The sequence below is a fragment of the Chitinibacter fontanus genome (assembly GCF_013423785.1).
Lineage (GTDB): Bacteria > Pseudomonadota > Gammaproteobacteria > Burkholderiales > Chitinibacteraceae > Chitinibacter > Chitinibacter fontanus.
In genome coordinates, this window is sequence record NZ_CP058952.1 from 824383 (window position 1) to 847136 (window position 22754).

A 22754-nucleotide genomic window follows, 5' to 3' on the forward strand; every position below is an offset into this window, starting at 1 on the left:
CATGCCTCTGTTTCGCAAGAAAAACGTCCCAAATATTTCGACCCGTGCCGCATTACCTGCACCTGTCGCAAATTTATTACGCGAATCGTGGTGGTTATTGTTGGTGGTATTACTGGGCTATTTGCTGCTGGTGCTCACTAGCTATCACCGTGGTGACCCAGGCTGGTCGCACAGCGCCACAGAGCTAGTCGTTCACAATCGAGGCGGCAGCTTTGGTGCTTGGTTGGCCGATGTTTTGTTATATACCTTTGGTCTATCTGCTTGGTGGTGGACAGTGTTTTGTCTGGCCGCCATTTTGTGGGGCTATCGCCGCATAGATCGCGTCACCGAATCGTCCAAGCCCTTGGTATTACTAGCCTGCCTGGGCTTTACACTGATTATTTTGTCCAGCTCCAGCCTTGAGGCACTTCGCCTACACAGTTTAAATGTTGCATTACCGCATAAACCCGGTGGTATTTTGGGGCTATCGCTTGGCGGCTGGCTGATGAAAAGCTTTGGTTTTAGCGGCGCAACTTTGCTGCTATTTACCACCATGGGATTGGGGGTATCACTCTTAACCGGTTTATCATGGCTTAACGTGATGGAAAACATTGGAACTGCCTGCGAATGGCTGTACTTCAAAATAGTCGATGGCATTCAAGCGGCGCAAGATCGGCGCATTGGTCGCGAAATAAAAAAAGAACGCGAACAAAAAGTCATGGAGGCCAAAAAGAAACAAGACGATAAAGCCCCACTCATCATTGCCCCACTACAAACCGAAGTACCAGTAGCCAAAAAACTCGAGCGCGAGAAAAAAGAGCTGGAAAAACAGCAGGAACAACAAGCCAAACAAGCCGCACAACCAATGCTGTTTGCTGAGGATGATCTGCCTCCTGCGCCACCTGCGCCCAATAAAAAAGCAGCAGCGCCAACACTCAACTTTGGCGACAGCTCACTACCATCGCTAGCCCTGCTCGCCCCCGCGCCGGTGGCGCAGGAAACCATCAGCAAAGAAACGCTGGAATTTACCTCGCAACTCATCGAGCGCAAGCTCGCTGATTTCAACGTTGAAGTCAAAGTCGTCGCAGCCTACCCTGGCCCCGTGATTACCCGCTACGAAATCGAGCCGGCAGTGGGGGTGAAAGGCTCGCAGATTGTGAACCTAATGAAAGACCTAGCCCGTGCGCTGGGCTTGGTGTCGATCCGCGTGGTTGAGACAATTCCGGGCAAAACTTATATGGGCTTGGAGCTGCCTAACCCAACCCGCCAAATGATTCGTCTCTCCGAAATCATGTCGAGCGAGCCCTATCACGCGATGGCCAGCAAGCTGACTTTGGTGCTGGGCAAAGACATCACCGGCAAACCGATCGTAACTGATCTAGCCAAAGCGCCGCATATGCTGGTAGCAGGCACGACCGGCTCGGGTAAGTCAGTGGGTGTGAATGCGATGATTTTATCGTTGGTCTACAAAGCTACTCCTGACGAAGTGCGCTTCATCATGATCGACCCAAAAATGCTAGAGCTGTCGATTTATGACGAAATCCCGCACTTGCTCGCCCCTGTCGTGACTGACATGAAGCTCGCGGCCAATGCGCTGAACTGGTGCGTAGCCGAAATGGAAAAACGCTACCGACTACTTAGTGCCTTGGGCGTACGTAATCTGGCGGGCTACAACCAAAAGATCAAAGAAGCAGAAAAGGCTGGTAAAAAGCTCACCAATCCATTCACATTAACGCCTGACGATCCTGAGCCACTGGAGCATTTGCCGTTTATTGTCGTAGTGGTCGATGAATTTGCCGACCTAATGATGGTGGCAGGTAAAAAAATTGAAGAACTGATCGCGCGACTGGCACAAAAAGCCCGCGCGGCAGGTATTCACCTGATTTTGGCCACCCAACGCCCATCGGTCGACGTAATTACCGGCCTGATTAAAGCCAATATCCCGACGCGCCTCGCGTTTCAGGTATCGAGCAAGATTGATAGCCGGACCATCCTCGATCAGATGGGCGCAGAAGCCCTGCTAGGCCAAGGTGATATGTTATTTTTACCACCGGGCAGCGGTTACCCGCTGCGCGTGCATGGCGCTTTTGTGGCCGATGATGAAGTGCATCGCGTGGTCGATTCGCTCAAAGCCATGGGCGAGCCTAATTACATCGATGGCATTCTCAATGGTGGTTTTGAAGCCGAGGGGGCAGCCAATAGCGGCCTGAGCAGTGGCGGCAGCACCGAAGAGACAGATCCACTGTACGATGAAGCCGTAGCGTTCGTCATGAAAAGTCGCCGCGCATCTATTTCTTCCGTGCAAAGACAATTGCGGATCGGGTATAATCGTGCCGCGCGTCTGATTGAACAAATGGAAAGCGCAGGTTTGGTGAGCTCGATGGAAAGTAACGGCAACCGGACTGTACTGGCGCCAGCCAGTGAATAACACGGCAGATGGTATTTATCTGCCACGCCCTCCAAAGACAGGCGGCTACACCTTTCGGGATGGGCGACTTAGCTAAACACTGTTGTCGCGTGAGATTAATGCCGTTGAACAACAGAGTTGGCACCACTTATTCCGATTAACCCTGCATTTTGCACCTTTGACTTGAACTCGAAGGGCGATCTGTGATATAAACGTGGACTTTTCCAGTTCCGACGTTAGGACAAGAATCATGGCACGAGTATGCAAAGTCACCGGCAAAGGCCCGATGACCGGGAATAACGTTTCCCACGCCAATAACAAAACAAAACGCCGCTTCCTCCCGAATCTGCAATCACGCCGTTTCTGGGTTGAGAGCGAAAACCGCTTCATCCGTTTGCGTGTTTCTAACGCTGCGTTGCGCCTGATCGACAAGAAAGGCATCGACGTAGTATTGGCTGACTTGCGCGCCCGCGGCGAACTATAATTCCGAGGTAATTTAAGATGCGCGATAAGATCAAGCTCGAATCTTCTGCTGGTACTGGTCACTTCTACACTACGACCAAGAACAAACGTACCATGCCAGAAAAGATGGAAATCAAGAAGTTCGATCCCGTTGCTCGTAAGCACGTGATCTACAAGGAAACCAAACTGAAGTAATTCAGTGCTGGTGACCATACTCGAAACCCCGCCTCGGCGGGGTTTTTGTTTGCACAAAAAAAGAGGTATTGCTCTACAAGCAATACCCCATCTTAGTCAGGGATAGATACCCCTACCCTAGATTCCAGATCGTCTTCAGCGTTGCACACAGCTTGTGCATCATCGGATCGGAGACGCGGTCACCCGAGTAGATAAATTGCAAGGGCGCTCGCGTCACGACCTCACCGCCGCGCCACAACACAATCGAGCCATCCGAGGCAAAACGCTGCGCGGTCCGCTCGGCCAAAATACCAATCCCGACGCCGGATTTGATCAGCTCCAATAGCGTCGCTTCTTCATCAAACTCACCAACCACTTTCGGTGCCAAATTATGGCTGCGCCATAATTCTTGTGAAATATCCGCCAAGCTGGTGTATTGCGACAAGCCTAGCCACGGCGCTTCACCTAATTTTGGCCAATCGGCATTTTGATATTCCGCCGCCATCGATACCGGCAAGGCAATGCAAAAGCCAATTTCATCAAGCGGCAGTGTCATCACATTCTGATATGGATTGCGCCCCAAATAAAAACCACCATCGAGCGATTTTTTACGGACTTCATTCAAAATACTCACTGAAATACCGTGGGTCGTTTGGACGGTGATGAGCGGAAAAGTGTCACGTAATAGTGACAACCATGCCCCAAGTCTAAGTCGCGCAGGAACACCAATGGTACCGATCTTGACCTTACCTTTAGGCTCGCCTTGCAAGGCTTTGCCTTTATGTAGCAGATCGCGCGCCTGCGCCAAAATTTGTTCCGCATCGGGCATCAACAATTTACCGGCCTCGGTCAATTGCACTCCGCCCGGATAGCGCTCGAACAGCGCTAGGCCAAATTGCTCTTCCAGCGCTTTAATCTGCGCCGTCACCGCGGGCTGGGATAAATGCAACAATTCAGCAGCTTGCGTTAAGTGCCCTTGTTGCGCCACCGTCACAAAAGTACGTAGTTGATAGAGTTCCATAGCCCTGATTATCACCCAAACCACATTGCTCGTGGCATAAAGCTTGCCCCGAAATGTAGTTAAAAATCCTTGATTACAAACAAAAAAGTAAGCTTCATGCAACACAACATAACTTTCAGTGATTCTGAGCATCAAAAAAAGCAATTAGCTTCTAGTATGCAATGAGACTTACATTAATTGTGGGAATAGCTAATCGTTTAGCTTTTTACACTTCACAGGAGGCAGCGTATGCATGATTCAATGATTGAACGCGTCCAGAATAATCCGAAATTTCACGCGCTAGTGGCCACACGTTCCAAATTTTCTTGGATTTTGACCATTGCTATGTTGGTAATTTACTACGGCTTTATTCTGCTCATCGCTTTTTCACCTGCAACACTAGGCACCCCCATCGGCAATGGCGTGACCACCTTAGGCATTCCGGTCGGCATTTTTGTAATTGTCTCGGCCTTTATTCTGACCGGCATTTATGTACGTCGTGCCAACACTGAATTTGATCAATTGACTCGTGAAGTGGTTGAGGACGCTAAAAAATGAAATCATTCCTCCAAAAACTAGGTTTTGCGGGTGTGTTTGCGCTAGCTAGCATGCCCAGCTGGGCCTCAGGGGCCATTGAAGGTGCGGTCGAAAAACGCAGCCTCAATGTACACGCCATTGTAATGTTCTTGGCATTCGTCGCCTTCACGCTCGGCATTACCTACTGGGCGGCTCGTCGCACCCGTTCGGCAAAAGATTTTTATGCCGCAGGCGGCGGTATTACCGGTTTTCAAAATGGCTTGGCGATTGCCGGTGACTATATGTCCGCCGCATCTTTCTTGGGTATTTCGGCCATGGTGTTTACCACTGGCTACGATGGTTTGATCTACTCAATCGGCTTTCTGGTCGGCTGGCCAGTCATTACGTTCATGGTGGCAGAGCGCCTGCGTAACTTGGGTAAATATACTTTTGCCGATGTGGCATCGTACCGCTTAGCCCAAACGCCAGTACGCGTATTTGCAGCGACCGGTACTTTGGTTGTAGTAGCCCTGTACTTGATCGCACAAATGGTGGGTGCAGGTAAGTTGATTCAGTTGTTGTTTGGTCTGGAATACAACTACGCGATTATCTTGGTGGGTATTTTGATGATCCTGTATGTCACTTTTGGTGGAATGTTGGCCACCACTTGGGTGCAGATCATTAAAGCCATCTTGCTGCTGTCCGGCGCGTCATTCATGGCATTTATGGTAATGAAGCACGCCAACTTCAGCTTTGAGACGCTATTCCAAGAAGCCGTTAATATTAAGCACGCAGGTGCAGAAGCACTGGCACACAAAGCCACCGTTGCATCTGAAGCTGCAGCGCAAGCGGTTGCTGCCAATGCCCCTGATGCCTCGGCAGCCGTAGCTTCCGCAACTGAAGCGGCAGAAAAGGCAGCCAAAGCAGCGAAGGCCAATATCATGGCACCTGGTGGCTTGGTTTCTAATCCAATTGATGCAATCTCTTTGGGCTTAGCTCTGATGTTTGGTACGGCAGGCCTGCCGCACATTTTGATGCGTTTCTTTACGGTATCGGATGCCAAAGAAGCCCGCAAATCCGTATTTTTTGCTACGGGTTTTATCGGCTACTTCTATATTCTGACCTTCATTATCGGCTTTGGTGCAATCGTCTTGGTTTCCACCAACCCGACCTTTAAAGATGCCGCCGGTGCCTTGATTGGTGGCTCGAATATGGCGGCAATTCACTTAGCAGATGCAGTGGGGGGCGATTTGTTCCTCGGCTTTATCTCTGCGGTGGCTTTCGCGACTATTCTGGCGGTGGTTGCTGGCTTGACCTTATCGGGTGCTTCAGCGGTGTCGCATGATCTGTATGCCTCAGTGATCAAGAAAGGCAAAGCCAATGAAGCCGATGAGATTCGCGTATCCAAAATGACCACTGTGGCACTGGGTATCGTGGCGATGCTACTGGGCATTATCTTCGAGAAACAAAACATCGCCTTCATGGTGGGTTTGGCCTTCTCGATTGCAGCCTCGGCTAACTTCCCGGTACTGATTTTGTCGATGTTCTGGAAAAATCTAACCACCCGCGGCGCAGTGTGGGGCGGTGCGATTGGTCTGATCTCGGCGGTAGTACTGATTATCTTGGGACCAACCGTGTGGGTAGATGTATTAGGTCACGCTAAAGGCTCTGAGCTATTCGCGTACAAAAACCCTGCACTGTTCTCAATGACTGCCGCGTTCTTCTTTACCTGGCTGTTCTCAATTACAGACAACAGCGAGCAAGCGCAGAAAGAGCGTAGCAAATTTGATGCTCAGTTTGTTCGCTCTATGACAGGTATTGGCGCAGAAGGCGCATCAGAACATTGATCTAGCTTTATACCCCACTAGGGGGTAATCAATGCGCCCCATGCGTGCTTCACGCTGGGGCGCATTTGCTATGTTGCACGACATTGAGTAGGAATGATTCATGTCCAGCCCGTTTGATTTTTCCTTTCCCCCATTTGATGCGCTCAATCCGGTTGAGCGCAGTGAAATCGCCCTGCAAATTGATATCGAATATTATGCTGCGGGCAGCACGATCATTCAGGCAAATAGCCCGATGGCGGCGCTGTATGTGGTAATGAAAGGTCTGGTCGTAGGGGGGGCAGATCAGGATGTTTACATCGCTGAGCAAGAGCTTTTTGATGGTAAAGCATTACTAGAAGGCCACTGTAGCTACGCGTTTACAGCACAAGAAGATACGCTACTGTGGCGCATTCCACGGGAAGCGGTTTTGCAACTGAGCCAACGCAACACCACCTTTGCCGCCTATTTCTATCAGGATGTGGCACGCCGGATGGCCGAGCTATCACCTAGCCCGCATCAACTTAGCCAAGCCACGCTGATGCTTAGCCGAGTACGTGATGCCAGCAGCAGCCCAGTATATTATGTAGCGGCAGACGCGAATGTTTTAGAAGCGGCGCAATGCCTGCAACAGCATAATGTGAGCTCTGTCCTCATCAAAACCGAGCATGGCTGCGGAATCTTTACGCAAAGTGATTTACGTCAGGTCGTTTGCAACGGGCTGATTCCTGCCCAAACTCGCGTTGCCGACCATGCCAGCTTTGAGCTGCACAGTGTTGACCCAGATACCACGCTGCATCAAGCCATGATTTTAATGATTCGTCATGGCATCCATCGGGTGCTAATTGCCCGCCAAGGGGAAATCATCGGAGTACTGGAGCAACTGGATTTACTCTCTAGCCTGGCCAATAACCCACACAGCATCGGGGTGCAGATTGATCGCGCCACTGGGCTGGACGAACTCAAAACTGCCTCTGCACGGTTTTTACCGCTGATTCAGCTACTGCAACACAGCGGAATGAAGGTCACGCTGATCGCCGAATTAGTCAGCGAATTGCGACAAAAACTACTGGCCAAGTTGTTTACACTACTAGCCCCCGCTGAAATGCTGCCGCATGTCTGCTTATTGGTATTGGGCTCAGAGGGGCGAGCCGAACAAATCTTGCGCACCGATCAAGACAACGCCTTAATCATTGCCGATGGCTACCAGCACCCTGAGCTTGAAACGGTCTGCCTTCAATTTAACTCGGCGCTAACGGAACTGGGCTACCCACCCTGCCCCGGCGGCATTATGGCCAGTAATCCCGAGTGGCGCCAAAGCGTTGGCGGATTTAAACAACAAATCAATCAATGGACCTACACACCCAGCGGGGAAAATGTCATGAAAATGGCAATTTGGGTTGATGGTAGCGCAGTGACTGGCAATACATCCCTCCTGTATGAGCTGCAAGAGCATTTAAAACGCTGGCTAGATAGCAATACATCTTTCATGGCCCATTTTGCCTTGCCGGTGGAGCACTTCCCGACGCCGCTCGGGCTATTCTCCCGTTTGGTCACCACGGGGGAGAAAAACCAACTCGATCTAAAAAAAGGTGGGATATTTCCAATCACTCATGGTCTGCGCAGCTTGGCGCTGGAATCTCGTGTCGAGGCCAAAAACAGCTACGAGCGACTGGCAGCGCTCAGTGGCAGTGCCGTAATTAGCAGCACACTGGCACAAGACATTGCGGAAACCCTAAGCTTCTTGCAAACCCTGCAATTGAAATACGGCTTGCTCGCACATTTTGGCGGCAAAACCACCCTCAATCTGGTTGACCCCAGCCAGCTGTCGGCACTGGAGCGCGATTTATTAAAAGATGCCCTAAGTGTGGTGAAACAATTTCGCAGCTTGCTGCGGCATCATTTCAAACTGGATCGGCTATGAGCGCCCTGTTGCCCCAGTATCTCACCCCACACTACTGGCGCCAGCGCAGGCTACGCGCACAGCTCAAACGCGCTGAATTTGCTTTTTTACTGGAAACACCACCAGCACAGGAATGGATCAGCCTCGATTGCGAAACCACCTGCCTCGACCCCAAACAGGCCGAAATCATCAGCATTGCCGCCGTGCGTATTGCGGGGCCTCGGATTGCGTTATCCGAACATTTATCGTTACTGATCAAGCCCAGCGGCCAGCTCGACCCGAAAAGCATCCCGATTCATGGCCTGCGCGCGCAGGATGTCGCGCAAGGCTTAAGCATTGAAGCGGCACTGAGCCAATTGCTGCAGTTCATTGGCGCCCGCCCAATTGTGGGCTATTACCTCGAATTTGATCTGGCGGTCATTAATCGCCAACTCAAGCCCTGGCTGGGGATTGGGCTCCCCAATCAGGCGATTGATGTATCGGGGCTGTATTACGACCGGATGGTAAGCGCCTACAACCCACAAGTTGATCTGCGCTTGGAGACGATTCTGCGCACCTTGGAAATCCCTAAATTGGCTCGGCACGACCCATTGAACGATGCCTTAATGGCCGCAATGATCTTCCAAAAACTAAGTAAAAACCCTAGCAAGCCTTAATTTACAGTCACTTACAAGGCACATCAGCCAGATTGATTTGCCACATCAGAAAAGACAATTAGCTTTGCTCCCGGCTCGGCTTTACAGTTCACGCTAACAACTGGTGTTGAATTGTTCGAGCAAAACATCCCATTTCGCGGATCGAAGCAGCATTCGGCAAATCATCTAACCAGCTCTACTTTTCACAACCCGTTTTGGCTTGCAGGAGTATTTAGCATGAGTGGTATCGATTCTGTTTTGAAAGAAACCCGTCTGTTCCCGCCATCGGATGATTTCCGCGTTAATGCGAACGTTTCTGGCATTGAAGGCTACAACGCCTTGTGCGAGAAAGCGAACAACGATTACGAAGGTTTCTGGGGCGACTTGGGCAAATCCCTGCTCGACTGGAAAAAACCTTTTACCAAAGTATTGAACAGCGACAACGCGCCGTTCTACAAATGGTTTGAAGATGGCGTGATGAACGTGTCATACAACTGTATCGACCGTCACCTCGAAACCAAAGCCAACAAAGTAGCAATCATTTTTGAAGCCGACGATGGCTCTGTAACCCGCGTAACCTACCGCGAGCTGTATCACCGCGTTTGCCAGTTTGCTAATGGTCTGAAATCATTGGGCGTTGCTAAAGGCGACCGCGTTGTGATCTACATGCCACACACCATCGAAGCCGTCGTTGCGATGCAAGCGTGTGCGCGTATCGGTGCGATTCACTCAGTGGTATTTGGCGGTTTCTCGGCTGGCGCATTGCGCGACCGCATTCAAGATGCGCAAGCGAAAGTCGTGATCACGGCCAACGAAACCGTGCGCGGCGGTAAAGCAACGCCACTGAAATCCATCACCGACGAAGCCTTGGGCTTGGGTGGTTGCGAGTCAGTATCCAAAGTAGTGGTGTTCCAACGCACTAGCACCAAACCAGAACACTGGAACGAAGAGCGCAATATCTGGTGGCACAAACTGGTGAAAGACCAAGCCGACACCTGCGAGCCAGAATGGGTTGAAGCAGAACACCCACTGTTCATTTTGTACACTTCAGGCTCAACCGGTAAACCTAAAGGCATCCAGCATTCATCAGCAGGCTACCTGCTCGGCACGCAAGTGACGATGAAATGGGTGTTCGACTACAAAGAATCAGACGTTTACTGGTGCACGGCCGACGTGGGTTGGATTACTGGCCACTCTTACATCGCCTACGGCCCGCTGGGCATCGGCGCAACACAAGTCGTGTTCGAAGGCGTGCCAACCTACCCAGATGCATCCCGCTTCTGGCAAATGATTGAAAAACACGAAGTAACTACGTTCTACACCGCGCCAACTGCGATTCGTTCATTGATCAAACTCGGCGGTGATTTGCCGAAGAAATATGATCTATCATCATTGCGCCTGTTGGGCACGGTGGGTGAGCCGATCAATCCGGAAGCTTGGATGTGGTATTACGAAGTAGTCGGTGGCAGCCGTTGCCCAATCGTGGATACTTGGTGGCAGACAGAAACTGGCTGCAATATGATCGCCCCACTGCCAGGTGCTGTTGCGACAAAACCAGGTTCTTGCACTTTGCCGATTCCAGGCATTATGGCCGACATCGTTGATGAATCAGGCGCACAAGTAGATCTGGGCAAAGGTGGTTTCCTCGTGGTGAGCAAACCTTGGCCATCAATGGTACGTAACATCTGGGGCGACTCTGATCGCTTTAAGAAAACCTACTTCCCAGAAGACTACAACGGCAAATTGTATCTGGCTGGCGATTCAGCGCACCGCGATGAAAATGGCTACATCTGGATCATGGGTCGTATCGATGACGTATTGAACGTATCAGGCCACCGCCTCGGCACGATGGAAATCGAGTCTGCGCTGGTAGCTAACCCACTGGTTGCCGAAGCAGCCGTGGTCGGTAAACCGCACGATATCAAAGGCGAATCAGTCGTTGCCTACGTGGTACTGAAAGGCGCTCGCCCAGAAGGCGAAGAAGCCAAACGTATTGCGAAAGAGCTGCGTGAATGGGTAGCTCACGAAATCGGTAAGATCGCTCAGCCAGACGAGATCCGTTTTGGTGACAATCTGCCAAAAACTCGCTCAGGTAAGATCATGCGCCGCCTGTTGCGTGATATCGCGAAGGGCCTAGAAATCACTGCGGACACTTCTACTTTGGAAAACCCAGCGATTCTGGAGCAATTGCGTCAATCCGCAATCTAATCGGTTCGCGATCAAAGCCGCACAACAATTACGCTTGTACTGTTAAACCACAGTAGTTCAACCCGCCATCCTCAGGATGGCGGGTATTTTTTTGCCCTGCAGAAACACTGCGGCATGTATATCGGCACAGACTAATTAATATAATAATCACAAGGCAATACCCAACAAAAAGCCCTGCAATTGCAGGGCTTTTATCACAATCCAGTAGTAATCAGATTACAGCGTCGCCGCCAATCTAGCGCGTACTTGCGCCAGCGTGGTTTCATTGAGCAAGCGGCCATTTTCAAATACGGGGATAAATTCGCACTGATTCACTTCATCCCAAGTCGCCTGATCTTTCAGATACAGCTTGCCTTCAGCATTTTTGTACACCGCCACCAAGCCTTTGGCCGAGTTTTTAGTACCGTCGCCGGTTTTCGGTGCTTTGAAAATCTCGCGATCTTGCCCCGCTACTTTGGCAAAGGTGGCTTTCACAGCAAAACCGTCGGTGTCACGCGTTACATACTGATAGGTGTAGCTGCCGATGCCAAACACGATATTGGTCGACGCAAAGCCTTTGGCTTTTAAGCCCGCACAAATCGCGCGTGCCCGCTCAAACGTGATCGAATCGCCATAAATCACGCCCACGTGTGCATCAAGCAATTTGTAACCCTTGCTGGTGGTCGTGCCGCCAAACACATCCCATAAGCATTCCACCGCGCCTTTGTGTTCGGGGCTGCCAACGGGCGCATTGGCATCGCCGCAAATCACATTCACCGGATCACCCGAATCAGGACGGAACACCACTTTGCCGTTGCGCGCCAAGATTTTGTCTTTCAGGCGTACAGTGAAGTCGGTCATCACCAGCCAGAAATCCCATGAATCGGACACGATACTGACAATCCCTTCCGGGTAAATGTCTTCGATCAGGCGGCGGAAAGTTTCCAGCTCGTTATCCATGCCGCCCGCACACATCACCGAGTGCTCGGTCGCCGCCACGCTGCCACCGACCAGCTCCAGATCGCTATTTGCACCGTAGTAGTCTTCCAGAAAATCAATCGCCGGAATCGTGTCGGTACCGGTAAAACTGAGCAAGTGCGCTGCGCCACTCATCATCGCCGCTTCCGCGCCAAACATGCCGCGGAAGCTAAAATCGTGGCCTTGCCAATTCACAAACTCGGTGCCGCCGTCGGTTTCCAAAGCATACTGGGTGAGTATCTTCTTGTACTCGTGTGCTGTAGTGGCACTGGTGCACATACCCCAGATGTTGGTCGATAAAATTGTTTCCAGATAATTGGTCAGCCAGAAGAAACGCTCGTCGGTGTTGTAAATCACCAAGCACGGCACGCGCACTGGGTAAACCGTACCTTCTGGCAGCGCCATAATTTTGATCGGCAAGTAGCCCAAGTCGTGCAGATCGGCAATGTGCTGCGTGCCGACATTATTCGGGCCCAGATAATTATTAATCCGGCGCGCAAAGCGGCGAATCACTTCGTCTTTAGGTTGCTGGAAGAAATCTTTATACCAGCTCTCGATCAGAAAATCTTTTACAAAGTGCTGCAGGCCGAAAAACACCATTTCATCGGTGTAATCGCGGCGCGTGGTGCGCGCGGTGAGATTACTAAAAATGATTTCGGTATTGTCCGGATACTGACGGCGGTGATCGACTTTATAGCCATCAATCGCGGTAACTGGGTTGAGTCTCATTTTTGCTCTCCTTCGCATGGATTAGTTGGCATTAGCGACCAAATATCCTGAATGGTTAAAAAGTCATCACTGCTTAAATCATTAATGCTGTTGGTGGTGTAAACCGCGTCGATGCCGCTGTTTGCTAATAGCTGCAGATTGGCCGTTCCTTCAAAGTGCGACACCGCCAGCACGATGCGCGCGCAATTTTTCTGCTTCAGCTTTTTCGCCAGCTCGATAAAGGTGCGGCCACCGGCGCAAATATCGTCAACGATCAGCGCGGTTTTGCCGGATAAATCACCACAAAACACCTCGGTATCGACAATCGCGCCGTTACGCACATCGCGAATTTTGTCGGCCCGAATCACCGGTAAACCGCCCAAGTGCGTCGCCAGCGCAAACACCTTTTTATTCGCACCCGCGTCGGGAGACACCAGCACTACATCGTTACCCAACTGGCTAAGTACTCGTTCAATCAGTGCGTAGTTTTTCACCACTTGCGCCCGATCAAGCAAGGCGACGACCACATCGCTGTGCGGGTCGAACAAAGTGACTTGGCGATAGCGCTGCTGGTTAATCAAATCGGCATACACTTTCACCGACAAAGCCTCGCCGTCATTACACACTCGATCTTGCCGCGCACCGGGAAAGTACGGAATCAGCAAATCAATCTCGCTCGCACCTTGGCGTTTGAGTGCATCGGTTAGCAAAAGCAGCTGCATGATCGACGCATCGCCGGTGTAGCGGTAGCGAATTTGCACGCGCGCTGCACTCTGCTGTAACACCTGCACATGTTGCTCGCCGCTGCCGAATTGAAACAACTTTAAGGCATCAGACGCCGCGCCTTGCGCGGGTAAATCATAGCTAGATCGCACATTATTGCAGCTCATCACCGTCTCCTTATCCACCGCAGATCGTAAGCATATTCACAAGCAAACGCCAGCATTCACTTTTAAATCTGACAAATCCTTGCAAATTACATACTTGCTTGCGATGAGTTGATATTAGTGTCACAGAGACACTATATCAAACATTTTTTCAGATCATCTTTTTCATTGTGTTGAAAATCACTGCTTAGGATTGAGCCGCGCCCGAGTGCATCTGCATTGGTCTTTATGACTTTGTTCGCTAAAATGTCCCTTAGACACTAATTAAGCGATCTTCTGCCATGGCGTTTAAAAACCCACTATTCACCGTCGATAGCGTGCTTTTTACCGTGCACAACAACACACTCAAAGTGCTGCTGGTGCAGCGCGCCGAAGCGCCTTTTCTTGGCCAGTGGGCGCTACCCGGCGGGTTTGTCGATGTCGATCAGGATGCCAACACCGACGCCACCGCCCACCGCAAATTGCGCGATAAAACCGGCTTTACGCCGCAATATCTGGAGCAGCTACAGGTGATTTCAGGCGCACAGCGCGATCCGCGCGGCTATAGCGTCACACTGGCCTACTACGCGCTAGTCGCCCACCAGAATGTCAGCCCCAAGATCGCCAGTGTGGCGCTGGCGCAATGGATTGCAGTGCAGGATTTGCCGCAATACACCCTCGCCTTCGATCACGCCCATATCATCGCGCTGGCGCAAGCGCGGCTACAGCAAAAAACGCTGTACTCAATGATCCCCGCCTTCTGCCTGCCCGAGCGTTTTACGATTGCACAGTTGCAGCAAGTGATTGAAACCATCATCGAAAAACCCATCCAGCGCAAAAGCCTGATGCGGCGCCTTGAAGCGAGCGACATGTTTGCAGCCTTAGACGAAAAAACAAGCTCGGGCGGGCGCTTAGCGCAACTGTATTCGATTAAAGCGGGGGCGGATTTGGTGAATTTTGAGCGTAATTTAATGGCAAAAGACGAGTAGGCCTATAGCCAGTTTCAGTCAATTAAACAGCCACCATTTTATAGGGAATAGCCACCATTCTGAGCAATTTAGCCACTCCCCAACTGAAGAAGCAGCTTGGAAATAGGCAATGGATTAAACTATCCGAGAGGCCATACTCGGCCAAAAAGGGAAGTAAAACTGCGCTTGCTCATACTCGAATGAGCTTCGATGCGCCCTTCTGATAGCTGACACCACAAACATGGTTGACGCGTTAGTAACGCTTAATGCTTTTGATTGTAGAGGTTGAAGTCGTTTAATAAAAACACATTAAAAAATAACATAGTATGGAATCACTTATTGCGTTAAGCCTCACCTGATTAAGATTAGGCACCAATGAGTTAGGCCTACTTAATAATTGGGCATCATTATGAAGAGGAAACGACATGAAGCCGAGTGAACTTCGCGAGTACAGCTTCCTGACTTGGTTGCTTGAACGTTTGTTTCGATTTCTGCAGTTGTTATCCGTTGCGACTTGGTTGATGGGAACACGAATTGGTGCGCAAACCCAATTCGCTCAAGTGCAGGATCCCGTCGCAATTACAAAGCGGCGAGGAAGACAAATTGAAGCCTATGTCGTTGTATGGTTCGTGCTGGAAATACTGCTGGTTACGTTTGCCAACACTCTTCAAAAACCTCTTCAATGCTTCGCAACATTCGTCGCAGCCTATCGCGTTCTGGACATTCTGCAGGCAACGCTAAATCTCAACGTGTTCGACCGCTTGCGAACTTCGTCGAAACATGTTTTCGTGGCGAGCCTTGCTCGCACCGCGATATTGAGTGTATGGAATTTCTTTGAATCAATTTTCTGTTTCGCGATTGTCTACTCGGTAAACCAGCAACTTCTAAAGCATGGCTACGGCAAGATTGATGCCTTCGATCCTATCTATTTCAGTACCATTACGCAGTTGACTATCGGCTATGGCGACGTAATGCCTATGTCTTGGTTGCGTGGGGTCGCGGTAGTTCAGGGAGCTTGTGGCTTCTTGCTTGGGGTATTTGCTGTTTCAAGAGTAATTTCGTTCCTTCCAAGAACCCCATCGGTTTTAGGTGATGAGTAAGACACCCAGCCCATCATTTCACAGAGCGTTGCGCGATAAAGCCACGCAGTTTGACCAGCGGCGTGCTTCGTGGGCGTCTGCAAGTTGGCAGCAGTCGCAATGCGCGTTCTTGCCACCAAACCCTAGCAAGTCATTCAACCAGACTGGCCGGGACGCGGCAGCTTCACATCCACTACCAACGACTCATCGTACCGAATACTAGGTTTCCACAGTGGGTCTGGAGCAGCAGCTCAAACCACAGGATAAATTAAATATCACAAGCGGCTACCCCCGATAAAAGGGGTAGCTAAATGGCGAAGCACTGGCTCCCCGCAATTCAACGCGGCAAGTCGCGTGCTCTCTGCAGCGTTTATAGTACAAACGTTCAACATACTTGAATGCAAACCCAGTTGCGCCGACAATAAGCGATTGCCTTTTCGCCGTGCAGCCGCCCATGTTTGTTGAATATCCCGACTCGCCGTATCAACTATTTCAGCCCTTCCCGCCTGCAGGTGATCAGCCGACGGCGATCAATCAGTTGATCGAGGGGCTGGATGATGGCTTGCGCTTTCAGACTTTGCTCGGCGTCACCGGCTCGGGCAAGACGTTTACGATGGCGAACGTGATTGCGCGCACGGGGCGGCCGGCGATTATTCTGGCGCCGAATAAAACGCTGGCGGCGCAGCTGTATGCCGAGATGCGCGAGTTTTTCCCGAAAAACGCGGTCGAGTATTTCGTCAGCTATTACGATTACTACCAACCCGAAGCCTATGTGCCGAGCCGCGATCTGTTTATCGAAAAAGATTCGGCGATTAACGAGCATATCGAGCAGATGCGTCTCTCCGCGACCAAGGCGATGCTGGAGCGCAAAGACTGCATTATTGTTGCCACCGTTTCGGCGATTTACGGGATTGGCGACCCAAGCTCGTACCACGCAATGATTTTGCATCTAGTCGAGGGAGAGCAGATCGGCCAGCGCGATATCATCAAACGTCTGACGACGATGCAGTACGATCGTAATGAGCTTGATTTCTCGCGCGGGCATTTTCGGGTGCGTGGCGATGTAATTGATATTTTCCCCGCCGAATCAGCCGAGCTGGCGGTGCGCGTGTCGATGTTCGATGACGAAATCGAGCGCATTAGTTTATTTGACCCGCTCACCGGCCATGTGAAGCAGCGCGTGGGTAGGTATACGATTTTCCCCAGCAGCCACTATGTCACGCCGCGCGATACCGTCATGCGCGCAATTGAAACGATCAAAGACGAGTTACGTGACCGACTGGCGTTTTATTACAAAGAGCAAAAACTGGTCGAGGCGCAAAGGCTGGAGCAGCGCACACGGTTCGATCTGGAAATGCTCACTGAAATGGGCTTTTGCAAAGGCATCGAGAACTACTCGCGGCATTTCTCCGGCAAACCAGCCGGTTCGCCACCGCCGACGTTACTCGACTATCTGCCCAAAGACGGCTTGATGATTCTGGACGAAAGCCATGTCATGATCGGCCAAGTCGGCGCGATGTATAAGGGCGACCGTTCGCGCAAGGAAAACCTCGTCGATTACGGTTTCCGCCTGCCTTCGGCAATGGACAACCGCCCGCTCAAATTCGAAGAATTCGAGCGGCTGATGCCGCAAACGATTTTCGTCTCGGCCACGCCTGCCGATTACGAAGCGCAGCACCAGGGCCAAGTCGTCGAGCAAGTCGTGCGCCCGACCGGTCTGGTCGATCCGATTATCGAAGTGCGCCCCGTGGGTACGCAGGTCGATGATTTGCTGTCCGAAATTAAAAAGCGCACCGAGATTGGCGAGCGCGTACTGGTAACGACGCTGACCAAAAAAATGTCCGAGCAGCTCACCGATTATCTGGCCGAGCACGGTGTGAAAGTGCGCTATTTGCACTCGGATATTGATACGGTCGAGCGCGTTGAAATCCTGCGCGATTTGCGTTTGGGCGTGTTTGACGTGCTGATCGGGATTAACTTATTGCGCGAAGGCTTGGATATTCCCGAGGTATCGCTGGTGGCGATTCTGGACGCCGACAAGGAAGGCTTCCTTCGCAGCGAGCGCAGCCTGATCCAAACCATCGGTCGCGCAGCGCGTAACCTGAACGGTAAGGCGATTTTGTACGCCGACCGCATTACCAATTCGATGGAAAAAGCCATCGGCGAAACGCAACGTCGCCGCGAAAAACAAATTGCGTTTAATGTCGCCAACAACATCACGCCACGCGGCGTAGTGAAACGTATTAAAGATATCATCGACGGAGTGTATAACGCTGAAGAAGCCACCGCGGCGCGCTTGGAAGAGAAAAAGCAGCGCATTGTGGCCGAGATGGATCAGAAACAATTGGCCAAAGAGCTCAAGCGCATCGAAAAAGAAATGATGAACGCGGCGCAAAATCTGGAGTTTGAAAAAGCGGCGCAATTGCGTGATGAGCTGAAACAATTACGCGACCGAGCATTTGGGCATGAATAAGGTATATCTTTGTAGTTATTGTTAGCACAGCGCCTTAGCAAAATACCCAACGGAGTATATCGGTGCAAATTCAGAGCATCAGCCATTTAACTTTTATTGTAAAAGATCTGGAACGGATGGCGCGCTTTCTGTGTGAAGGACTAGGCGCGACCGAGGTTTATGACAGCGGTGCGCAAACGTTTTCTGTAGCGCCGGAAAAATTCTTTCTGCTCGGCGAGATTTGGATCGCTGCGATGCAAGGTGAGCCACCGGCCGAGCGCAGCTATCAGCATGTGGCTTTTGCGGTGAATGAGGACGATTTAGCGGCGATCACCGCGAGATTAATTACGCTGGGCATCGAAATCAAACCGCCACGTCCGCGCATCGCAGGTGAAGCCCAATCGCTGTATTTTTATGATTTCGACAATCATTTATTTGAATTGCACACCGGCACACTGGCGGAACGACTGAGCAGCTACCGAGAAAAATTATAGGGTATACGCATGAAGAATATTATTAATCTGGCCTGCAAAGTAATACTAGCTCTAGGTATTAGCAGCACTAGCGCACTGGCTGCCGATAATCAGGCTTTTGGCGAGGCAACGCCCGCTTGGTTGCAAGGCATGAATGGCGAGCAAGAATGGAAAACTTGGGGGGTATTGCCGGTGTATACCCGCCACTTTGATCGCCAAGCCGTTATTGATGACGACTTAAACGAAAACAACTACGGCCTTGGGATTGAGCGCAGCAATGGCCGCTGGCACTGGATGCTGGGCGCGTACCGGAACTCACTACGCGACACCTCAGTCTACGCGCAGCTTGGCTGGACGCCACTGCAATGGCAGTTCAGCGAAAAAGCCAGCATCTCGCTCGGCGCTGCGGCGGGCTTAGTCAGCGGCTATCAAAACACCGATAAAGGCTATCCAATCGTGCCGGCTGGCGGCTTTTTGGTGTCGCTGGAAACGGATTACTACGTTGGCTTAAACCTGTTTATCGTGCCGACTATTCAGGCAGTAGATGTTGAGGGTTTTGTGGCGGCACAATTAAAGTTTACTTTCTAAGAGAAAACCCTAATGTCATAGTTTGTAGCGCCAAGGTCATATCAGCATTGCCTGATATTGCATAGTATTTCCCTGCTCGATTCCAAAAATGCGCCGCAAAGGCCAAAGTACAGGGAGATTTACCATGCAGTGGTTGATGAGTTTAAAGATCAAAATCCGCCTACTGATTTTGAGCTTTCTAGCCCTTGGCGGGATGGCAATCCTGTGTGGGCTGCAATTAAGTACCCAACACCAAAATTTGCTCGACAGCCGTAAAGACCAAGTTCGCAATCAGGTCGAAACCGCGGCAGCCATTGTGCAGCATTTTCGCGCGCAAAGTGTGCAAGGCAAAATGTCAGATAGCGCTGCCCAGCAAGCCGCCGTGGCTGCGCTGCGCAATGTCCGCTACAACAAAAGCGACTATTTTTTCATCTTCAACACCAAGCAGGTTTACGTACTGCAACCGACCAAACCTGAGGTAGAAGGCCAATATAAAGGCGATCTGCAAGATACTCAGGGCAAATATATTATTCGGGAAATGAGCAAGGTCGCCCTCGCTGGCGGCGGATTTGTCGATTATTACTTCCCCAAAGCTGGCTCTAGCACGCCGGAACCCAAGCTCTCGTACGCCGTTTTGATCGAAGGCTGGGACTGGATTTTAGGCACCGGAGTTTATATCGATGATATCGACCATGAATTTGAACGCAATTTATGGCTGGGGCTGCTGCAACTGGGGGTAATGGCGCTATTACTGAGCTTGCTGGCTTGGCAGATTACGCTCAGCATTCTGCGCCAGCTCGGTGGTGAGCCACAGGATGCCATCTGTATTATGCGCCGCATCGCCGATGGCGACCTGCAAGCCGATGTGGGGCAGGCAGCCCCCGGCAGCATGCTGGCCAACCTAGGAGAAATGACGCAAGGACTGCGCCAAATCATTCGCCAGATTCGCACCGACGCTGAAAATTTGGGAACTCAAGCCAGCCAGATTGCCGGCTCCAGCAAAGAAATCTCACAAGCCGCCCAGCGCCAAGCCGATGCCACCACCTCGATGGCGGCGGCAATGGAAGAGCTAACAGTGAGCATCAACCATATTTCGGATAGCTCGCAGATTACACGGCAAACCTCGCAGCAGGCCAGCGAGCTGGCTAGCGCCGGTGTCGTACAAGTTACTGATGCCAGCACCACCATGCAGCAAATTGCCAGCACCGTATCGGATGCCACGGTGCAAATTCGCCAACTCGATAGCAAAGCACGCGAGATTTCGGGCATTGCCGCGGTAATTAAAGATATTGCCGGACAAACCAATCTATTGGCGCTCAACGCGGCGATTGAAGCGGCCCGCGCGGGCGAGCAAGGCCGCGGCTTTGCAGTGGTGGCCGATGAAGTGCGCAAGCTGGCTGAGCGCACTTCGCACGCCACCGTCGATATCGAGCAAATGCTGGCCGCAGTGCAAAATGACACACTCAGTATCGTCAATGTGATGGAAGGTGCGCTGCCACAGGTAGAACAAGGCGTACTACTCAGCCAGCATGTGACTCAATCGTTGGAGCGCATTTGTGCCGGGGCGCAAAGCACCTTAAGCCACCTGAACGAAGTGGCTGATGCCACCCGGGAGCAAGGAATGGCCAGCAATAATATTGCCTCGCGCGTGGAGGATATTTCTCAAATGGTCGAGGAAACCAGCACCTCGATTGGGCATAGTGCCGAAAATGCGGCACAAGTGGATCATATTGCGCGCGGCTTAACGCAGCAGCTGAATCGATTTAAAACCTAAACCGATATTATGATGGGTATATCAACAAAAGCCAATCTAATAATTGCTTACAAGGATATACCCACCAATAAAATTAGCCACCCCTGCTCCCCTCGGCCAACACCCACGATACGCTACAGCAGCACCAGCGCAATAAATACCCTGTGCTGCGCGCAACTAATTCTCGGCATGGTAGGACTTTCTCGCATTGCTGCTTACAAATAAAGCAAAGAGAATGACTGTTTTTACGCATGGCAGAAGGTGAAAGATGCATTACCGCACTCTATTTTCGACCCTGGCTTTGGCTTTGGGCTTGTCTGTGGCGCCAGCACACGCTGAGCGAGTTTACAGCGTAGGCACCGACGCAACTTTTGCGCCGTTTGAATCACTGAATAACAACAAAGAAGTCGTGGGTTTTGACGCCGACTTAATCAAAGCGATTGCGCAGAAGTCGGGTTTGAAAATCAAGCTGGTTAACACCCCATGGGAAGGCCTGTTTGCGGGGCTCAACACGGGCGATCGCGATATTGTGATTGCCGCAGTCACCATCACGCCAGAGCGTAAAGCCAGCATGGATTTTTCTGAGCCTTACTTTGAAGCCAAGCAACTGATTATCGTACGCGATGGCAGCAAAGTGGCCAAACTAGCTGACCTGAAAGGCAAAAAAGTCGGCGTACAAACCGGCACTACCGGCGACACCGTGGCACAAAAAGCCTTTGGTAAAACCAGCCCCGATATTCGCCGCTATGAAAATATCGTATTGGCGCTGACCGAGTTGCGCGCGGGTGGTATCGAAGCCGTAGTGGCCGATAATGGTGTGGTCAATAATTACCTGACCAATAATAAAAACACCCAACTTAAAACCATCGACGACACCAGCTTTGCCAAAGAGTATTACGGCATTGCTGTGAAAAAAGGCAATAAAGCGGTACTTGATCAGCTTAATAAAGGTCTAGCTGCCACCAAAGCCGACGGCACCTATCAGAAAATCTACCAGCAATACTTCGGTCGCTAACTGAGCGATCTGTGGGCTAGCCATTCGCCCAGCCTGCACTAAATAGCGATGGCGCTCTGCATCAGCAGCAGCGCCATCGCAACATTTATCTGAGCACACTCAGTCGACTAGATTCAGCCGAATCGGCACTTCCACCTCTGATTCAACCGCCACCGAGCCGCTGCGCGCGGGCTCAAAACGCCATTGGTTTTTGACCGTTTTTTGCGCCACCCGATCATAAATGGCGCAACCGCTCTCTTTGGCCACCGTCACTTGCAAAGGTTTGCCGCTGGCGCTAACCAGCACGCGCAGCACCACGCGACCTGATTGACAGCGCTCTCGCGCCAAAAACGGAATTTCTGGCGTCGGGTTATTTAAGTAGGCAGCACTAAATTGCGCCACTTGCGTAATCGCCCCACTACTTTCGCCCTCACTCGACTTGGCTTTGTCCGCCGCGCCAGCTGGCAGTTTGGGCTGGCTCGGCTCGCCCGGCACAGTGGCATGTGAATTGGTCGTGTCGGCGATAGCCAAGACTTTGGGCGCTAAGGGCGCAGCAACCGGCGGCGGCGCAGGCGGCGGTTCGGCTGCTGCCGGATGGCGCGGCAAATGCGGTGGGGCCTTTTGCGCAACGGGCTGATCAGCGCGCGGCGCGCTACGCGGTGCCGCAGCGAGCGGTTTGGGCGCAGCAGGCAGTAAGGCTACCTTCATCATCTCCGAAGCGACAAGGGTCTGAGCAGGCGGCGCTAATTGCGCAGACGGCAGCAGCCAGATCAGCAAGGCGTGCGCCAGCAGTGAAATTAGCGCAAAGCGCGCTAAACGCGCTGACATCA

The 22754-nt window shown here is 51.5% G+C and carries 19 protein-coding genes; 15 read left to right on the plus strand and 4 right to left on the minus strand.

The genetic code is table 11. The annotated features are described in order from the left end of the window. The first annotated feature begins 1 nt into the window (after window position 1). The 3 genes from HZU75_RS03835 (at window position 2) to rpmG (ending at window position 3043) form a co-directional block, all read left to right on the plus strand. On the plus strand, window positions 2–2407 hold the full coding sequence (locus HZU75_RS03835) for a DNA translocase FtsK (protein WP_180307866.1): 2406 nt from the start codon (window positions 2–4) through the stop codon (window positions 2405–2407). A gap of 229 nt (window positions 2408–2636) precedes the next feature. Then, a complete protein-coding gene (gene rpmB / locus HZU75_RS03840) occupies window positions 2637–2870 on the plus strand; it encodes a 50S ribosomal protein L28 (RefSeq protein ID WP_157315212.1) in 234 nt (77 codons plus the stop codon). A 17-nt stretch (window positions 2871–2887) separates the two neighbouring features. Next, window positions 2888–3043 (plus strand): 50S ribosomal protein L33, encoded by a 156-nt coding sequence (rpmG, locus tag HZU75_RS03845; RefSeq protein WP_028449594.1) that lies wholly within the window; start codon window positions 2888–2890, stop codon window positions 3041–3043. A gap of 112 nt (window positions 3044–3155) precedes the next feature. Here the strand turns inward: rpmG and HZU75_RS03850 are convergent, their stop codons facing one another. Then, entirely contained in the window at window positions 3156–4043 is an 888-nt protein-coding gene (locus HZU75_RS03850; protein WP_180307867.1) for a LysR family transcriptional regulator, read from the minus strand. 228 nt (window positions 4044–4271) lie between these two features. Here HZU75_RS03850 and HZU75_RS03855 point away from each other — a divergent pair, with 228 nt between their 5' ends. From HZU75_RS03855 to acs, 5 genes are all read left to right on the plus strand, one after another. Beyond that, the gene (locus HZU75_RS03855) at window positions 4272–4580 is read left to right on the plus strand and encodes a DUF485 domain-containing protein (RefSeq protein WP_180307868.1); all 309 of its coding nucleotides are present in this window, start codon (window positions 4272–4274) and stop codon (window positions 4578–4580) included. Continuing rightward, window positions 4577–6385, plus strand: coding sequence for a cation acetate symporter (locus HZU75_RS03860; protein WP_180307869.1), 1809 nt, complete (start codon window positions 4577–4579; stop codon window positions 6383–6385). The genes HZU75_RS03855 and HZU75_RS03860 overlap by 4 nt, the downstream gene beginning before the upstream one ends. Before the next feature lie 100 nt (window positions 6386–6485). Next, window positions 6486–8285: a putative nucleotidyltransferase substrate binding domain-containing protein gene (locus HZU75_RS03865; protein ID WP_180307870.1), complete on the plus strand. Its 1800-nt coding sequence runs from the start codon at window positions 6486–6488 to the stop codon at window positions 8283–8285. Then, a complete protein-coding gene (locus HZU75_RS03870; protein WP_180307871.1) occupies window positions 8282–8920 on the plus strand; it encodes a 3'-5' exonuclease in 639 nt (212 codons plus the stop codon). The genes HZU75_RS03865 and HZU75_RS03870 overlap by 4 nt, the downstream gene beginning before the upstream one ends. A 216-nt stretch (window positions 8921–9136) precedes the next feature. Then, window positions 9137–11107, plus strand: coding sequence for an acetate--CoA ligase (acs, locus tag HZU75_RS03875; protein ID WP_180307872.1), 1971 nt, complete (start codon window positions 9137–9139; stop codon window positions 11105–11107). A 216-nt stretch (window positions 11108–11323) separates the two neighbouring features. Here acs and HZU75_RS03880 read toward each other — a convergent pair whose 3' ends face one another. Further along, the gene (locus tag HZU75_RS03880; RefSeq protein ID WP_180307873.1) at window positions 11324–12793 is read right to left on the minus strand and encodes a nicotinate phosphoribosyltransferase; all 1470 of its coding nucleotides are present in this window, start codon (window positions 12791–12793) and stop codon (window positions 11324–11326) included. Next, window positions 12790–13662, minus strand: a complete 873-nt coding sequence (gene prs, locus HZU75_RS03885) for a ribose-phosphate diphosphokinase (protein WP_180307874.1) — start codon at window positions 13660–13662, stop codon at window positions 12790–12792. Before prs ends, HZU75_RS03880 begins: the two co-directional genes overlap by 4 nt. Before the next feature lie 278 nt (window positions 13663–13940). Here prs and HZU75_RS03890 point away from each other — a divergent pair, with 278 nt between their 5' ends. The 7 genes from HZU75_RS03890 (at window position 13941) to HZU75_RS03920 (ending at window position 21945) form a co-directional block, all read left to right on the plus strand. Beyond that, a complete protein-coding gene (locus HZU75_RS03890; RefSeq protein ID WP_180307875.1) occupies window positions 13941–14627 on the plus strand; it encodes an NrtR DNA-binding winged helix domain-containing protein in 687 nt (228 codons plus the stop codon). Window positions 14628–15031: 404 nt separating this feature from the next. Then, on the plus strand, window positions 15032–15706 hold the full coding sequence (locus HZU75_RS03895; protein WP_180307876.1) for a potassium channel family protein: 675 nt from the start codon (window positions 15032–15034) through the stop codon (window positions 15704–15706). A gap of 433 nt (window positions 15707–16139) precedes the next feature. Then, window positions 16140–18158 carry an excinuclease ABC subunit UvrB gene (gene uvrB / locus HZU75_RS03900; RefSeq protein WP_180307877.1) on the plus strand — a complete coding sequence of 673 codons (2019 nt, stop codon included), beginning with the start codon at window positions 16140–16142 and terminating at the stop codon, window positions 18156–18158. A gap of 68 nt (window positions 18159–18226) precedes the next feature. Beyond that, window positions 18227–18631, plus strand: coding sequence for a FosX/FosE/FosI family fosfomycin resistance hydrolase (fosX, locus tag HZU75_RS03905; protein WP_180308722.1), 405 nt, complete (start codon window positions 18227–18229; stop codon window positions 18629–18631). A 9-nt stretch (window positions 18632–18640) separates the two neighbouring features. Further along, window positions 18641–19198 (plus strand): hypothetical protein, encoded by a 558-nt coding sequence (locus HZU75_RS03910; protein WP_180307878.1) that lies wholly within the window; start codon window positions 18641–18643, stop codon window positions 19196–19198. 124 nt (window positions 19199–19322) lie between these two features. After that, entirely contained in the window at window positions 19323–20951 is a 1629-nt protein-coding gene (locus HZU75_RS03915; RefSeq protein WP_180307879.1) for a methyl-accepting chemotaxis protein, read from the plus strand. A 247-nt stretch (window positions 20952–21198) separates the two neighbouring features. Next, window positions 21199–21945, plus strand: a complete 747-nt coding sequence (locus tag HZU75_RS03920) for a basic amino acid ABC transporter substrate-binding protein (RefSeq protein ID WP_180307880.1) — start codon at window positions 21199–21201, stop codon at window positions 21943–21945. Window positions 21946–22044: 99 nt separating this feature from the next. Here the strand turns inward: HZU75_RS03920 and HZU75_RS03925 are convergent, their stop codons facing one another. Continuing rightward, on the minus strand, window positions 22045–22752 hold the full coding sequence (locus HZU75_RS03925; protein WP_180307881.1) for an energy transducer TonB: 708 nt from the start codon (window positions 22750–22752) through the stop codon (window positions 22045–22047). Window positions 22753–22754: the final 2 nt, after the last annotated feature.

What these genes read in the sequence shown, in the direction of transcription:
- HZU75_RS03835 (WP_180307866.1), top strand. Translation starts at nt 2, where the DNA reads ATGCCTCTGTTTCGCAAGAAAAACGTCCCAAATATTTCGACCCGTGCC.
- rpmB (WP_157315212.1), top strand. Translation starts at nt 2,637, where the DNA reads ATGGCACGAGTATGCAAAGTCACCGGCAAAGGCCCGATGACCGGGAAT.
- rpmG (WP_028449594.1), top strand. Translation starts at nt 2,888, where the DNA reads ATGCGCGATAAGATCAAGCTCGAATCTTCTGCTGGTACTGGTCACTTC.
- HZU75_RS03850 (WP_180307867.1), bottom strand. Translation starts at nt 4,043, where the DNA reads ATGGAACTCTATCAACTACGTACTTTTGTGACGGTGGCGCAACAAGGG.
- HZU75_RS03855 (WP_180307868.1), top strand. Translation starts at nt 4,272, where the DNA reads ATGCATGATTCAATGATTGAACGCGTCCAGAATAATCCGAAATTTCAC.
- HZU75_RS03860 (WP_180307869.1), top strand. Translation starts at nt 4,577, where the DNA reads ATGAAATCATTCCTCCAAAAACTAGGTTTTGCGGGTGTGTTTGCGCTA.
- HZU75_RS03865 (WP_180307870.1), top strand. Translation starts at nt 6,486, where the DNA reads ATGTCCAGCCCGTTTGATTTTTCCTTTCCCCCATTTGATGCGCTCAAT.
- HZU75_RS03870 (WP_180307871.1), top strand. Translation starts at nt 8,282, where the DNA reads ATGAGCGCCCTGTTGCCCCAGTATCTCACCCCACACTACTGGCGCCAG.
- acs (WP_180307872.1), top strand. Translation starts at nt 9,137, where the DNA reads ATGAGTGGTATCGATTCTGTTTTGAAAGAAACCCGTCTGTTCCCGCCA.
- HZU75_RS03880 (WP_180307873.1), bottom strand. Translation starts at nt 12,793, where the DNA reads ATGAGACTCAACCCAGTTACCGCGATTGATGGCTATAAAGTCGATCAC.
- prs (WP_180307874.1), bottom strand. Translation starts at nt 13,662, where the DNA reads ATGAGCTGCAATAATGTGCGATCTAGCTATGATTTACCCGCGCAAGGC.
- HZU75_RS03890 (WP_180307875.1), top strand. Translation starts at nt 13,941, where the DNA reads ATGGCGTTTAAAAACCCACTATTCACCGTCGATAGCGTGCTTTTTACC.
- HZU75_RS03895 (WP_180307876.1), top strand. Translation starts at nt 15,032, where the DNA reads ATGAAGCCGAGTGAACTTCGCGAGTACAGCTTCCTGACTTGGTTGCTT.
- uvrB (WP_180307877.1), top strand. Translation starts at nt 16,140, where the DNA reads ATGTTTGTTGAATATCCCGACTCGCCGTATCAACTATTTCAGCCCTTC.
- HZU75_RS03910 (WP_180307878.1), top strand. Translation starts at nt 18,641, where the DNA reads ATGAAGAATATTATTAATCTGGCCTGCAAAGTAATACTAGCTCTAGGT.
- HZU75_RS03915 (WP_180307879.1), top strand. Translation starts at nt 19,323, where the DNA reads ATGCAGTGGTTGATGAGTTTAAAGATCAAAATCCGCCTACTGATTTTG.
- HZU75_RS03920 (WP_180307880.1), top strand. Translation starts at nt 21,199, where the DNA reads ATGCATTACCGCACTCTATTTTCGACCCTGGCTTTGGCTTTGGGCTTG.
- HZU75_RS03925 (WP_180307881.1), bottom strand. Translation starts at nt 22,752, where the DNA reads ATGTCAGCGCGTTTAGCGCGCTTTGCGCTAATTTCACTGCTGGCGCAC.